15 protein-coding genes are annotated in these 14,471 nt (G+C 48.3%); 7 read left to right on the plus strand and 8 right to left on the minus strand.

The annotated features are described in order from the left end of the window. Nucleotides 1-59: 59 nt before the first annotated feature. From BW972_RS13175 to hemG, 6 genes are all read right to left on the minus strand, one after another. Nucleotides 60-389: a DUF3817 domain-containing protein gene (locus BW972_RS13175; protein ID WP_007652945.1), complete on the minus strand. Its 330-nt coding sequence runs from the start codon at nucleotides 387-389 to the stop codon at nucleotides 60-62. Between the two features lie 165 nt (nucleotides 390-554). Beyond that, complete coding sequence (locus BW972_RS13180; RefSeq protein WP_076422486.1) at nucleotides 555-1,415, minus strand: hypothetical protein; 861 nt, start codon at nucleotides 1,413-1,415, stop codon at nucleotides 555-557. 321 nt (nucleotides 1,416-1,736) lie between these two features. Then, nucleotides 1,737-2,849 (minus strand): chorismate mutase, encoded by a 1,113-nt coding sequence (locus tag BW972_RS13185; RefSeq protein WP_234986377.1) that lies wholly within the window; start codon nucleotides 2,847-2,849, stop codon nucleotides 1,737-1,739. Nucleotides 2,850-3,112: 263 nt separating this feature from the next. After that, nucleotides 3,113-4,063 (minus strand): TerC family protein, encoded by a 951-nt coding sequence (locus BW972_RS13190; protein ID WP_007659640.1) that lies wholly within the window; start codon nucleotides 4,061-4,063, stop codon nucleotides 3,113-3,115. A 150-nt stretch (nucleotides 4,064-4,213) separates the two neighbouring features. Beyond that, a complete protein-coding gene (locus BW972_RS13195; protein WP_007659642.1) occupies nucleotides 4,214-4,948 on the minus strand; it encodes a polyprenol monophosphomannose synthase in 735 nt (244 codons plus the stop codon). A gap of 16 nt (nucleotides 4,949-4,964) precedes the next feature. Further along, entirely contained in the window at nucleotides 4,965-6,311 is a 1,347-nt protein-coding gene (gene hemG / locus BW972_RS13200; protein WP_007659643.1) for a protoporphyrinogen oxidase, read from the minus strand. Between the two features lie 115 nt (nucleotides 6,312-6,426). Between hemG and BW972_RS13205 the strand changes: the two genes are divergently transcribed. The 5 genes from BW972_RS13205 (at nucleotide 6,427) to BW972_RS13225 (ending at nucleotide 9,654) form a co-directional block, all read left to right on the plus strand. Beyond that, a complete protein-coding gene (locus BW972_RS13205) occupies nucleotides 6,427-6,954 on the plus strand; it encodes a D-glycero-alpha-D-manno-heptose-1,7-bisphosphate 7-phosphatase (protein WP_007659644.1) in 528 nt (175 codons plus the stop codon). Nucleotides 6,955-7,175: 221 nt separating this feature from the next. Continuing rightward, a complete protein-coding gene (locus BW972_RS13210; RefSeq protein WP_076422487.1) occupies nucleotides 7,176-7,781 on the plus strand; it encodes a porin family protein in 606 nt (201 codons plus the stop codon). A gap of 177 nt (nucleotides 7,782-7,958) precedes the next feature. After that, nucleotides 7,959-8,546: a YdeI/OmpD-associated family protein gene (locus BW972_RS13215; RefSeq protein WP_076422488.1), complete on the plus strand. Its 588-nt coding sequence runs from the start codon at nucleotides 7,959-7,961 to the stop codon at nucleotides 8,544-8,546. 89 nt (nucleotides 8,547-8,635) lie between these two features. Then, nucleotides 8,636-9,208, plus strand: a complete 573-nt coding sequence (locus tag BW972_RS13220; RefSeq protein ID WP_076422489.1) for a GNAT family N-acetyltransferase — start codon at nucleotides 8,636-8,638, stop codon at nucleotides 9,206-9,208. A gap of 8 nt (nucleotides 9,209-9,216) precedes the next feature. After that, on the plus strand, nucleotides 9,217-9,654 hold the full coding sequence (locus BW972_RS13225; protein ID WP_076422490.1) for a hypothetical protein: 438 nt from the start codon (nucleotides 9,217-9,219) through the stop codon (nucleotides 9,652-9,654). A gap of 71 nt (nucleotides 9,655-9,725) precedes the next feature. On the opposite strand, the gene BW972_RS19895 is transcribed toward BW972_RS13225, so the two are convergent. Next, complete coding sequence (locus BW972_RS19895; protein ID WP_155800585.1) at nucleotides 9,726-9,884, minus strand: hypothetical protein; 159 nt, start codon at nucleotides 9,882-9,884, stop codon at nucleotides 9,726-9,728. Nucleotides 9,885-9,974: 90 nt separating this feature from the next. After that, nucleotides 9,975-11,369, minus strand: a complete 1,395-nt coding sequence (locus BW972_RS13230; protein ID WP_007654330.1) for a type III PLP-dependent enzyme domain-containing protein — start codon at nucleotides 11,367-11,369, stop codon at nucleotides 9,975-9,977. Between the two features lie 170 nt (nucleotides 11,370-11,539). Between BW972_RS13230 and rocF the strand changes: the two genes are divergently transcribed. Both rocF and argS read left to right on the plus strand, forming a co-directional pair. After that, the gene (gene rocF, locus BW972_RS13235) at nucleotides 11,540-12,511 is read left to right on the plus strand and encodes an arginase (RefSeq protein WP_076422491.1); all 972 of its coding nucleotides are present in this window, start codon (nucleotides 11,540-11,542) and stop codon (nucleotides 12,509-12,511) included. Nucleotides 12,512-12,519: 8 nt separating this feature from the next. After that, nucleotides 12,520-14,310 (plus strand): arginine--tRNA ligase, encoded by a 1,791-nt coding sequence (argS, locus tag BW972_RS13240; RefSeq protein WP_076422492.1) that lies wholly within the window; start codon nucleotides 12,520-12,522, stop codon nucleotides 14,308-14,310. The last annotated feature ends 161 nt before the right edge of the window (nucleotides 14,311-14,471 follow it).

Here is a 14,471-nt window from a genome sequence, read left to right on the forward strand (position 1 = left end):
GGCTGCCCACGTGGGGCAGCCCTTTTTGATACTATTGGCTAAATAGTTGAGGGTTGTTGTTATGCAACCTGCTTTTGTTTGGCAGGCTTCTCTTTTCTGTTTTCCTCTTCTTTGAGCAGTTTCTTATCCAAAATAAAAGGTCCGAATGGCAGGAGCGATGCGATCACCGCAGCAGCTACTTTCTTGATAGACCAGTTATGTGTGAGTGTTACCTCCAGTACCGACACCATATACAATACAAACAGCACACCGTGTGCCCAGCCAGTATACTTCACCATCTCAGGCATACCTGCCATATACTTCAGCGGCATAGCAATGCCGAGCAGGAGCAGGTAAGATATACCCTCGTATATACCAATGGTGCGAAGTCTTGAAATAGGGGTTCTCATAATGTATAGCTTTTGTTCAGCTGCAATTTAGCACTTAACAGCCGAGTTACCTGAATCGTGCCATTGGAATGCATAAAATTACGGCAGATAGCAGATATAGCTACCATAGAAAAGCAAACAGGCTACCCCAAAGGTAGCCTGTTTGCTTTAAAAGGGATGATGCAATTAATTTACAGTTACTGGGGGTGCAACAATTTTAATTTTTTTACCAGTATCATTTGTGCCTTCAACAGACCAATCGCCTGTAATTTCACCTTCCTGGTTATTTTTAAAGTTCTTAAATGTGATGGTAAATGTATTGCTGTAACCAGAAGTTAAGTTGCCTAATTGCCATGAAATTTTGCTGTTGCTCTTATCATTGCCTATAGCCGTATCTTCCTCTTTTGCTCCTACATCATTTCCGTCAACTGCTGAAACAAACTCAGTAAATGCTGTCAAGCCTCCTTGGATTTTGGCATCATTGATATTAATACAAGAGTTAAAAGTATATTCAACTGTATACTGAGTATAAGCACCTTTATCCTCTAAACCAGTTTTTGTTTCAGAATCAATTAATCTACCTGTTAACTCCGTCTTTTGGCAACTTGCAACTACTTCAAGCTGAGAACGAAAAGTATTAATATTTTCTATATTTCCTCCAGCTCCTATATATTTAATATTATAGTAAATGAAACCAACAGATTCAGGAGTAAAGGTGTAGATAATACTTTCTGATTTTACAATTTGAACCCATTCTGTTCCGATAAGTTGCTGTAACATTAGTTCACCTTTTGGTAATATAGTGCCATCTGGTGCTGTAGCTGTAATAGTCATAGTTACAGGTTGTCCTACGATTGCAGTGGACGGAGAATAAGTTACAGTGATTACGGGAGTCAACTTATCATTGCCATTATCAGCACTCACTTCTTTCTTCGCCGCATCAATAGACGAAGCGTTCAAGCCAACCTCGTCGAGGTCTTTCGTACAGCTTGTAAATGTTCCGGCTAGCATAAGTAGCGCCGTAGAGATAGTGTATAATTTCTTCATTTTGATTTTTATAAGGGTTGTTAGTTAAATATAGATATATTTTAATCTTCGTGCTTTAACTTATGTTATGGTAAAATTGTTTCAATTAATTTTATTATTCAAATATTTAAATAGAAATATTTTTAAATAAAAGCAGTATAGTTATAACATTGATTTTGGAATTAGTATTAAAAGTGGTGTGATCTAATAGGAGTATTGGGTGAAAATGCAGAAAATAAGATGATTGCTGATATTTTTAGATTCTTGATTGCACAGAAAAGCCCTCCTCTGTAACTGCATATCCAGCTTCAGAGGAGGGCTTTTTTTGTAACTAGCGATTAGCTAAGAACTCAAGCCGTAGTTATACAGGTGTGTACGGGCATATTGAGAGCGTACTTCCTGGAATATGGTTTTCACAAAAGACTGGTCTATACCTGCGCTGCTGGCTTGGTGCAGGAGGTTTTCCAATACCAAATCCCAACGTACCGGATCAGGCGACTCTACAGTCTGCTCAGCGGCATTGCCATAGTCGCCGAGCTGCGCTGTGACTTTGGTACGGCGTGACAGCAAAGTCAACAACTCATCGTCCAGGTGCTCGATCTCTTTGCGCAACTTTTCCAGCTGGGCACTCTGCTTCAACTTCTCGGCAGGGGCCTGCTGTTGCTTCAAAGCCTGCAACAGCATGTGCAATTCCTGCGGCATGATCTGCTGCTGGGCATCGCTCAAGGCGGCAGCAGGGTTGTAATGCGACTCTACCATCAGGCCATCATAGCCCAGGTCGAGGGCACGCTGACTCACCGGGCGCAACAGACTGCGACGACCTGCTATGTGACTGGCGTCGCAGTACATGGCCAGGTCAGGTACCTGCTGGCGCAACTCAAGGGCATGCTCCCACTTCGGGTGGTTGCGGTATGGGGCACTGTCCAGGGTTGAGAAGCCACGGTGCATGGCACCAAGCTCCGTGATGCCGCTGTTGTGCAAGCGCTCCAAAGCGCCAAGCCACAAGGCCAGGTCCGGGTTTACCGGGTTTTTTACAAGTACAGCCACCTGCACGCCTTTTAGAACATCGGCTATCTCCTGCACCAGAAAGGGGTTTACCGTCGTGTGGGCACCGATCAGCAGGATGTCCACGCCATGCTGAAGGGCCTGCTCTGTTTGGGTAGCATTGGCTACTTCACAAGCGGTGCGCAGACCTGTTTCCTGTTTTACGGCGCGCAACCACTCTAGCCCGATTGTGCCTACTCCATTGAAGCTGCCCGGACGGGTGCGTGGCTTCCAGATGCCTGCTCTGAATACCGATACTCCTTTTACCTTTTTCAGGCCAAGGGCGGTTTGCAACATTTGCGCTTCACTCTCAGCGCTGCACGGACCCGCAATCACCATGGGGCGCTTCTGGCTTACCAATTGGCTCTGTTGTCCTGCTAATTTCATGCTGCTGTGTGCTGCTGTACTCATGGGTGTATGTAATTTAAAATATGCCTTAAAACAAAAAAGCCCCGCTTGTGGCGGGGCTCCTGTGGTACCTGTGTATGTTGATGTTTTACCTAACGCACAAAGTTCTACCAGGGAGCCCCGTCGGAGGCACCAGCATAGAATTCGTAAAAATGGAGGCGTTAGCGAAAATCATTTCTTCTCAATTAATATGCAATTGAAGTTATTAATACTGACAAAAGCAAATATAAGCAATGAATTTTAGTGAAAAGTTTTAAAGTCCAGCTTTAAGGGAGTGTAATGTCAGGCGGCGGTGGCAGTTCATTATCCTTCTTCGGGAAGAGGAGTGAAGCAACAATGGAAACCGTCAGTATAGTGCCTACTACGAGCAAAGCATAGCGCATATCCAGATGGTAAATATCGCTCAGCAGCAGCTTGGCACCGATGAAAACCAGGATCAGCGACAGGCCATAGTGCAGGTAATGGAACAGCTGCATGATGCCGGCCAGAGCAAAATAAAGTGCCCGCAGACCCAGCAGCGCAAACACATTGGAGGTATAGACGATGAACGGATCTTTTGAAATTGCCAGGATAGCAGGTATAGAATCGGCTGCAAACACCACATCGGTACTTTCTACCATGATCAGTACCAGGAAGAGTGGCGTGGCGTAGAGTTTGCCGTCAATCCTGGTGAAAAACTTACCGCCTACGGCTGTTTTTGTAAAAGGCAGCTTTTGGCTGATCCAAACGATGAATGGATTTTGCTCGGGATGCAATTCGTCATCATCTTTCGTGAAGGCCATTTTGGCACCGGTGTATACCAGAAAAGCGCCTAGAATGTAAATGATGAAGTGGAACTTGGCAATTAGCGCCACACCTACCAGGATGAAAATACCACGTAGCACCAAAGCGCCTATGATACCCCAGAACAGGATCTTGTGCTGGTACTGGAGCGGCACTTTGAAGAAATTGAAGATCAGGATAAAGACAAAGAGGTTGTCGACGCTCAGCGACTTCTCGATCAGGTAGGCCGTCAAAAACTCCAGGGCGGGAGCGGGGCCTTTCCAATAATAGATGATCGCATTGAACGCCAGCGACAACGCCACCCAAAAGGCGCTCCACAGCAAGGCTTCCTTTATCTTGACTTCGTGCTCCTTTCGGTGAAAAACGAAGAGGTCGAGACCCAGCAACAGCAGGATGAATGCGTTGAATATGACCCAAAAAAGTATGGTATCCATAGGCTAGCGAAACTTGACAGGTATAGACTTTCTTTATCAAATAGGAGCTACACCTAATTCGTAAAGTTAGTCGATTTAGCGCGGGATACGCAGCTTTGTGGTGAGAATATATTTTGAAAAAAATTGAAGCCTATCAGGTATGGTCGATAGCTAGTAACGGTCAAAATGACGGAAAAAGCTGTTCACCTTCATGCGGATTACCCCCAGTACCGCTTCCTTAAATATACCCTTTGACATCTTGGACTGACCCTTAGTGCGGTCAGTGAAAATGATGGGCACCTCCTTGATCTTGAAGCCATACTTGAAGGTGAGAAACTTCATTTCAATCTGAAATGCGTAACCCACAAAGCGAATCTTGTTGAGTTGGATAGTCTTGAGCACTTTGCGACGATAGCACACAAAACCTGCGGTAGTATCGGCAATGGGCATACCCGTGATCAGGCGTACATACAGGCTGGCGAACCAGGACATCAATACCCTGCTCATAGGCCAGTTCACCACGTTAACGCCCTGCACGTAACGGCTGCCAATCGACATGTCGTGTCCTTCTTCGGCACAGGCCTGGTAGAGGCGCACCAGGTCATCGGGGTTGTGCGAAAAGTCAGCGTCCATCTCAAAAATGTACTCGTAACCCTGACGCAAAGCATATTTAAAACCATGAATGTAAGCCGTACCCAAGCCCAACTTGCCCGTGCGTGACTCGAGGTGCAGGCGCTCTGGAAACTCCTGCTGTAAGCTGCGAACAATATCAGCCGTGCCGTCAGGGGAACTGTCATCCACGATCAGCAGATCAAAGGGGTAGGGGAGTGACATCACCTTCCTGACAATAGCCTCAATATTTTCCTTTTCGTTGTAGGTGGGTATGATCACCAGCGAGTCATTCATACCGCAAATATAGTTATTAGGCTATTGAGCGAGAAGCGGCGCGGGTATTAATTTTGGCGGCAATGGCTTTGGCTTCGCGCACGCAGTCTGGTACCGAAACGCCGGCATACCAGTTGGCAGAGATGAAAAGACCGTCCTGCTCGAGCACCTCCGCCATATGGTGGGCATCCTCAATGTAAAGGTCGAACTGCGGCAGGGCGTGTTGCCACAGGTGCAGGTGCTGGTATACGGGGGCCAGGGCCTTGATCTGATAGGTTTGGCAGAGCTCCTGGTGCACCTGCTCAAGTAGGCTGCGTTCCTCGAGTTGGGCATGTTCGGCAAAGCGCGTGCCACCTACATAGGATGTAATCAAAACCTCGTGAGAGCGGCAACGCCCCTCAAACAGGGAGCTCGTCCAGATAGAGCCTGACGTGAAAGACTGCTCCTCCCAGGGATGGAGCGCCCCGAAGCCTTGCAGCGGGTGTCCAACTTCCGCACGGTTGTACACGGTGTGCACCACTGCCATAGGCGGGTAATTGATGTTCTGGAGCGCTGCCGACATACCCGGGTAGGTAAACTCAATCAGCTCGGCTGCCTGATGGGCAGGAAGGGCCAGTACCAACTTATCATATTCTTCATTGTCATGGTCGCCGTTGGATGCGCAGCTGATGATGAACTTGCCTTTGATGCGGGTGATGAACTCTACTTTGTGGTCGAGGTGCAGCGAGATCAATTTGTCGGCAATGGCGTGTGGCAAGGTGGACATACCGTTGCGGAAAGAGAATGCACGCTGGAACACGCCACGTTTCTTTTTCTGCACCATGCCTTCCAGCACCGAGCCATACTGCGTTTCCAGTTCTTTGAGCTCCGGATGCGCTTTGTTTACCAACAGCTGCCTGGGATCGCCGCCGTAAAGGCCGCTGATCATAGGAGCCGCCAGGTAGTCCATCTGCTTTACTCCAAAGCGTCGCTCGAAAAAATCCGATACGGTTTCATTTTCTACTTCGGCTGGCGGTTGCTTGCGTTCCTGCAGAATCCTGTGCTTTTCTTCATTTGAAAACAAGTCGTTGGCCAGAAATGATTTGGGGCTGGCTGGCACCGGGTATAGCTTGCCATCGTGCAACACATACCTTTTGTTATTGCGCGGCGTCAGCGGTAGCAGCTCGGTCTCCAGTTTAAGTTCGGTGATGAGCTGCAACAGCTCCTCGTTCATCTGTAAAGTGTTGGGTCCCAGTTCGAAGGTATAGCCATTTTTACGCAGGGTACGCATATTGCCACCCACCTCGCTGCCGGCCTCAAACAGGTCGTAGGCCACGCCTTGCCGCTGCAGGTAATAGGCCAAGGACAAGCCCGAAATTCCCGCTCCGATTATCGCTACTCTCATGATTTCTTGCTTGTAAGCTGTTAATATTTGTGCCTTTCTGCTGCAGTATTGCTGCCGGGGCATGCATATCCAACGTAATAATTCTAATTTTAGCGCCTCAACCTATAGACTGACAATGCAGCGAAAGTGCGTATTCCTGGACCGCGACGGTGTGCTCAACCGCGAACGAGGAGACTATACCTATACCCTGGAAGATTTTGAAGTGCTGCCGGGCGTGCCGGAGGCTTTGGCGCTTTTGAAGCAAAACGGCTTTTTGCTGATTGTGGTTACAAACCAGGGCGGTATAGCCAAAGGCCTGTATACCAAGGCTGATGTGATAGCCTGCCATCAGAAATTGCAGGACGCCTGCGATCACCTGATCGATGCGCTCTACTACGCTCCATCGCATCCCAAATACTCCGAATCGCTCTCCCGCAAACCCGACAGCCTGATGCTTGAACGTGCCATCGCCAGGTATAATATAGACCCTGCCCAAAGCTGGATGGTAGGCGATTCCCACCGCGATCTGGAAGCTGCTGAGAAGGTAGGTGTGCGGAGCATTATTGTTGGCGATAAGTATAACCCCGGCAGCTATACCTGGCAGGTAAATGACTTGTGTGAAGCGGCGCAGGTTATTTTAGGGGAAGAGGGAAAGAAAGACTAAGATTTATACATAATTTCTTATATTTAACATAAGTGGAGTTGCTTTTAGCAGACAGCCGTTTGCTGGGGAAGCGTATGTTTCCGCTTTAGAGCAAGTTGGTAATAACTCTTTTACAAAAAAACCAATTAGATTTAAATATTAAGAGCTAAGTTCATTAGCACCTTTACTTTCATCTTCTGGAATTCAATGATGCATCCAACAACCATACTTAAGTTAAAACCATGAATAAGGCTGTTGTTCTGTTATTACTGTTCATCTCTTCCTACCAGGGCTTTGGCCAGGCGAAGCTAGGGTTTAAGGCGGGTGCCAATTTAAGTACTGTCATTGCTGACAAGGATGTTGTTGCTCTTTCGGAATACGTGGATATAGAGGAACCAAGAATCGGGCACTACATGGGCGTTTTTTCTTCGATACCATTATTCAAGAAGCTGAGTTTGCGCCCTGAGCTATTGTTATCTTTGAGAGGCTTTAAGAGTGAAAGCACCCATCCTGACAGATACAGGTACACCACTAATCTGTACTACCTAAATCTGCCTATATTATTGAGCTTTAAACCTTTTCCCAAGTTTACTTTGCTGGCAGGGCCTGAATTTGGGTTACTTCTCAGGGCAAAATACAAAGGCGATTTCATAGAGGGATGGCGTACTTCAACCGGCTATAAAAAAAGCGACTTTGGGGTAACCGCAGGATTGAATTACGACTTCCTGCCCAAGTGGGCTATGGAAGGCAGGTATAGCCACGGCATTACCTATTTAACCGAATACCAACAGGTAAAGGATGCCCGCAACAGGGTATGGCAAGTTGGGGTAGCGTACACCTTGAAATAAAAATATAACAATTGCTAACCACACCCATAAGCCAGCTGCTCCACCTTATAGCCAAATCCGTTAAATCATCCGACTCCCCAGGCTTCTTCTCTCTTACTTCTGTGGTCCCTACTTGCATCTGCTCAGAAATAATCCCTTAATTACCTAGCATTACTCTTCGATCACAAAGAAATAAAGATGAATCCTACTTTCTTTTCACATTTTTCTGAATTTAGGAAATGGCTGGAGGAGCACCACAGCACACACTCAGAACTGGTTGTTGGTTTTTATAAAGTAGATAGCGGTAAACCCAGCATGACATGGAGCCAGTCCGTTGACCAGGCGCTTTGCTTTGGGTGGATTGATGGTGTGCGAAAATCGATCGACAGCACTAGTTATCTCATTCGGTTTACGCCACGAAAGTCCTCCAGCATATGGAGTGCTGTCAATATCAGGAAAGTGGCTGAACTTACGGGGCAAGGACTCATGCACGAGGCTGGGCTGGTCAGTTTCAACAACCGGACAGAGAGTAAATCAAAGATTTACGCTTATGAAAAAGCCGAGGTCACGCTTTCACCTGAGTTTGTACAGATGTTTGAAGCAAACGAAAAGGCATGGTCCTACTTTCTATCGCTTGCTACTTCTTACCGCAAAGCCTCCATCAATTGGGTGATGAGCGCAAAGCAGCACGTTACGCAAACGAAGCGCATCAAAGCACTTATTGCAGATAGCGAAGCGGGAACGAATCAGTGGAAAGACAATAAGTACCAGAAAAAAAGTAATTGAGTGAAGAACACACTTCAAGATTATTATAAGAAACCAATAAGCCTTTTGAATTGACCAAATGCCTATCGTTAATAAAAATTCCCTGTAACATGACCCGGTATAGATCTTTTGAAACCGAACGCCTGCTGCTGATCCCAACTTCGGAAGATGATGCGGCTTTTATGTTGAAACTGCTCAATAGCCCGACCTGGATCAGGTATATTGGTGATCGGAACGTGCATTCTGTAGAGGAGGCGGCTGCTTATATCCGCAGTAAAGTCACTGCACAACTAGAGCGACTTGGGTATGCAAACTACACCGTTATCCGGAAGACAGACCAGGAGAAGCTGGGGGTTTGCGGGCTTTATGATCGGGAGGGGCTGGAAGGCATTGACATAGGGTTTGCATTCCTGCCGGAGCACGAGAAGAAAGGCTATGCCCTTGAAGCTGCCCTGGAAATAAAGCGAGCCGGTATAGAGGAGTTCGGCATTACCCAGATGAAGGCAATCACAGTAAAAGACAATGTGGCCTCACAAAGGTTGCTGGAGAAACTAGGCCTGAAGTTTAGCAAATTAGTAGAGCTGCCGAACGATCCGGAAGAGTTGCTTTTATACGAGTTGAAAGTCGATGACGAGGCAGCACACGCAAAGCATACCTACATCCATCCTGAATCAATCACATAGAAATCAATATGAACCCAATCCTGAGAAACATTTTAGCCGTTGTGGCCGGAGTCGTGGTCGGCAGTGCCGTCAACATGAGCATTATTATGGTGAGCAGTGCTGTTATTCCGCCACCTGCAGGTGTGGATACCACTACATCGGAGGGCCTGTCGGCAGGGATGCACCTGTTTGAACCGAAGCATTTTCTGATGCCCTTTATGGCGCATGCGCTGGGAACATTTGTGGGCGCACTGGTAGCTGCTTTTGTGGCTGCCACTCATAAAATGAAATTTGCGCTCGGTATAGGCGTCTTCTTTCTGGCCGGAGGTATAGCCAGTGTCTGGATGCTGCCTTCGCCAGTGTGGTTTGCCTTTGTTGACCTAACCATAGCCTACCTGCCCATGGCTTACCTGGCTGGGCTGTACGCCACCAGATGGCGCAGGAGCACAGCAGTGTTACCTGCTTAGTGGAAATGTATAGCAACAAAAAAACCGGCTTAAGGGCCGGTTTTTTTATATCCATAGGTAATCCGCTCGGATTAGCCTTTGATCACTTCAGTTTCTTGCACAAGGTCAGTTGCCGGGGCGTTTTGCTCAGACACCTCAACACTGGCAAAGTTGTAGGCTGGGCAGTAGGTCTTACAAGAAGTCATACCCAGTGCCAGGATGAATGCGCCGAATGCTGCTAATTTCTTCATGATAATATAGTTAGGTAAACGATGGTAATCCAAAAATACAATTTTTACTATAAATGCAAAACAGTATACGCAAATTTAACGCGCGCGGTCTTAAATTTCGTATCCCAATATGTTTAGCATCGATTCATAGGTCTGCTCTGGCGCAAACTGCCAGCTGATCAGCTTCCCGTCCTCATCACGATCCACCAGGATATGCTGTGGCGAAGGAATCAGGCAGTGCTTGATGCCACCATACCCGCTTAGCTGCTCCTGGTAGGCTCCAGTGTGGAAGAAACCAATGTAAAGCGGCTCATCTTTTGGCGCTTTCGGCAGGAACACCTGGAAGGAGTGCATCTCAGAGTTATAGTAGTCCTGGCTGTCGCAGGTCATACCGCCAAGCTGAATTTTGCGGTATTCCTTGTTCCAGTGGTTGATGGCCAGCAGTGGCCAGCGCTGGTTCAGTGCCCAGGCATCCGGCAGGTTCGTGATGAACGAGCCATCGATCATGTACCAAAGCTCCTTGTCGTTCTGCAGCTTCTCATCCAGGATAGAGTAGATGTTAGCGGCGCTCTCACCTACGGTAAAGATGCCAAACTCTGTGAAGATGTTCGGCTCCGGCACACCCTCTTCCTTGCAGATTCGCTTGATCGTGCGCAGAATTTCCTCGGTCATGTACTGGTAGTTGTAGTCCGCCTGAATGGAGGTTTTGATCGGGAAGCCACCGCCAATGTCGATGGTGTCCAGCTCCGGGCATACTTTTTTCACTTCGCAGTACTTGTGCACAAAGCGGCTCAGCTCCGACCAGTAATAAGAGGTGTCCTTTATACCTGTGTTGATGAAGTAGTGCAGCATCTTGAGCTCAAAACGGTCGTCTGGCTTTATTTGCTGCTCATACAGGTCGATCACGTCGTTGTATCGCACACCCAGTCGGGAGGTATAGAATTCAAACTTCGGCTCTTCGTCCGAAGCCAGGCGTATACCTACTTTAGTCTTCGTGTTCACGTGCTCCTTGTAGTAGTCTATCTCGCCCAGGTGGTCGAGTATCGGCATACAGTTCACAAAGCCGTCGTTGATCAGCTCCGAAATCCACTGGCGGTAGCGCTCACGCTTAAAGCCGTTGCAGATGATGTAGGTGTTCTTGTCGATTTTGCCCTTCTTGTGCAGTGCCCGCACGATCTGCATATCGTAACCCGATGAAGTCTCGATGTGAATACCGTTTTTGAGAGCTTCCTCCATTACGAAAGAGAAGTGCGAAGCCTTGGTGCAGTAGCAATAGGTATAAGTACCCTGGTAATCCAGTTTCTGAATGGCATCGTTAAAAAGACGCTTTGCCTTCTGAATCTGAGAACTAATTTTGGGCAGGTATGTTAATTTTAAAGGAGTACCATACTGCTTGATCAGGTCCATCAGAGGAATACCGTTGAAGTACAATTCGTTGTTCTCTACAGTGAATTCTTCCGTTGGGAAATCAAACGTTTGGTGTATTAGGTCAGTGTATTTATCCATTATGGTGCTTGTGCTCTTAAGAAAACATGCAATATTGTTCGTTATTTACCATCTTTGCAAAAACTTAGTTCAATTTATATGAATCGTTCATGAAATTGTTCCTATTAGGCTCTTTATAGCCGGAAAATTTTGTGAAAGATGGAAGCTAGCGACGCAGAACATATAGATCTATGAAAAAGATTAAACTTATAGAAGTCAGGTCAGAGTTGGGGGCCGGAACACGCGGGGCGAGCATGGGAGTTGACGCGCTGCGGGTTGCCTGCTGGGATAAGGGCTGCGACTACTTCAAACGTTTCAACTCTATCAGCGTACCCGACCTTAACTATACCCTGTTCGACAGGGATCTGTTCCCGAATGCACACCGCATCGACAGTATCCTGACGGTGCAGAAGAACATTGCCAATGCCGTAGAGCAGACACTGGAGCTGGACATGTTTCCGCTCGTGCTGTCGGGCGATCACTCCAATGCCCACGGCACGATAGCAGGTATAAAATCAGCATACCCTGATAAAACGCTGGGTGTTATCTGGGTAGACGCACACGCCGACATCCACTCGCCGTATACCTCGCCATCGGGCAACGTGCACGGCATGCCGCTGGCCATGGCGCTCAACATCGACAACCTGGAGCGTCAGATAAATGACCCGGCACCAGAAACCGTTTTCTTCTGGAACTCGCTGAAGAAGCTGGGTTATGACGGTCCTAAGCTGAAGCCCGAGCACCTGGTATACATTGTCGTGCGCGATACCGAAGAGCCGGAAGATTACCTGATGAACAAACATGGCATCAAGAACTTTACCTATGCTGAGCTTAGTAAGAAGGGGCCGGAGCAGGTAGCCGCCGAAGCCCTCGGACGCCTGCAGGACTGCGACATCATCTATGTGTCATTTGACGTGGATAGCCTCGATTCGAAATTCTCAAAAGGAACCGGTACCCCGGTAGAGGTGGGCCTGACCGTAGAGGAGGCGAAGCTGCTGAATTACCACCTGTTGCAGGACCCGCGTATTGTGTGCTACGAAATGACCGAGATCAACCCGACGCTAGATACTGAAAACACCATGGCTGAGAACGCTTTCGACATACTCGAGACAGCCACCGACGCCATTTTACACAGAGAATTTAATAAAACAGCTATACATTAATTCACTTAATGCAACTTCAAAACGCCATCAGCCAAAGCATTAGCCAGGCACTTCAGGCTTTGTTTGGCCTTACTGTTGACGCTTCTACTATCGCCCTCCAGCCAACCCGCAAAGAGTTTGCCGGCAGCTTCACGTTCGTAACTTTCCCTTACACCAAGCAGGCCGGCAAAGGCCCTGAGCAGATCGGAGAGGCATTGGGTGCTTACCTGAAAGAGCATGCCACAGAGGTGAAGAACTTCAACGTGGTGAAGGGCTTCCTGAATCTGGAAGTAGAGGAGAAGGTATGGGTGCGTCTGTTCCGTGAACTGATGACCAACCCAAGCCACGGGCAGGCAGCAGACTCTGGTAAGAAAGTGATGGTGGAATACTCTTCGCCAAATACGAACAAGCCGTTGCACCTGGGGCACCTTCGCAATAACTTCCTGGGTTACTCCGTGTCGGAGATTATGAAGGCCAACGGACATAACGTGATGAAGGCGAACCTGGTGAACGACCGTGGCATCCACATCTGCAAGTCCATGCTGGCTTACCAGAAAATGGGCAATGGCGAAACCCCGGAGAGCAGCGGCATGAAAGGCGACCACCTGGCTGGCAAATACTATGTGTTGTTCGACAAAGCTTACAAGGAGCAGATCGACGAGCTGGTAGCTGGTGGCATGGACAAGGAAGAGGCGAAGAAGAAGGCGCCGCTGATGCTGGAGGCACAGGCCATGCTGCAGCAGTGGGAGCAAGGCGACGAAGAAGTGGTATCCCTGTGGAAGACCATGAATGGTTGGGTATACGAAGGCTTCGATGCCACTTACCGCAACATCGGCGTTAATTTTGATAAGTTCTATTACGAGTCTGAGACTTATACTTTGGGTAAAGAGCGTGTGGATGAAGGCCTGCAGAAAGGCGTGTTCTTCAAAAAGCCAGACGGCTCGGTATGGGTGGACCTGACCGACGAAGGATTGGACGAGAAGCTCCTGCTCCGTTCTGACGGTACCTCGGTATACATTACCCAAGACCTGGGTACAGCCGAGCTAAAATACAACGACTTCCCGTATGACCAGTCGGTATACGTGGTGGCCGATGAGCAGAACTACCACTTCCAGGTACTGAAGGCTGTGCTGAAGAAGCTCGGCAAGCCATACGCAGAGGGTATCTACCACCTGTCTTACGGCATGGTGGACCTGCCATCCGGCAAAATGAAATCAAGGGAAGGTACGGTAGTGGACGCCGATGAGCTGGTAGCCGAGATGATCGACACCGCCCGTCAGCAGACAGAGGAGCTTGGAAAGATCGAAGGCTTTACGCCGGAGGAAGCACAGCAGCTTTACCATACCCTCGCGATGGGCGCCCTGAAGTACTTCCTGCTGAAGGTGGACCCTAAGAAGCGTATGCTCTTCAACCCGCAGGAGTCGATTGACTTCCGTGGCAACACAGGGCCATTTGTGCAGTACACGCACGCTCGAATCTCTGCCATCCTGCGCAAGGCGGGTGAGATGGGCATTGCCGTAGACGCCGCTTCTTTCGGTGACTTCAACAACCTGCACGAAGCAGAGCAGGAGGTGATCGTGCAGCTGGTAAATTATCCGGAGGTGGTGAAAGAAGCCGGCAAGCTTTACGCCCCGTCTGTTATCGCGAACTACGCCTACGAACTCGCCAAAGCCTATAACCGTTTCTACCAGGAGATCTCGATCTTTAACGAAACCGACGAGCAGGCCCGCAACTTCCGCATCGCCCTCTCTGCCATGGTAGCCCGCTTCGTGCGCGAAAGCATGAGCCTGCTAGGTATAGAAGTGCCGGAGCGAATGTAAAGATAAGGGAAGCTAGCTTGGGGATGTGTCATCCCCCTGCCCTCTTCAAAGGGGGACTTTTCATGGAGCATGTATAATCCGCAAAACAAAACTACCCTAAAGAGGTTTTAAGCCAGTATCTATACCTTAAGTAAAGCTAACATGAAGCGCAGCACACAACT

The organism is Pontibacter lucknowensis (assembly GCF_900156415.1).
Classification (GTDB): Bacteria; Bacteroidota; Bacteroidia; order Cytophagales; family Hymenobacteraceae; genus Pontibacter; species Pontibacter lucknowensis.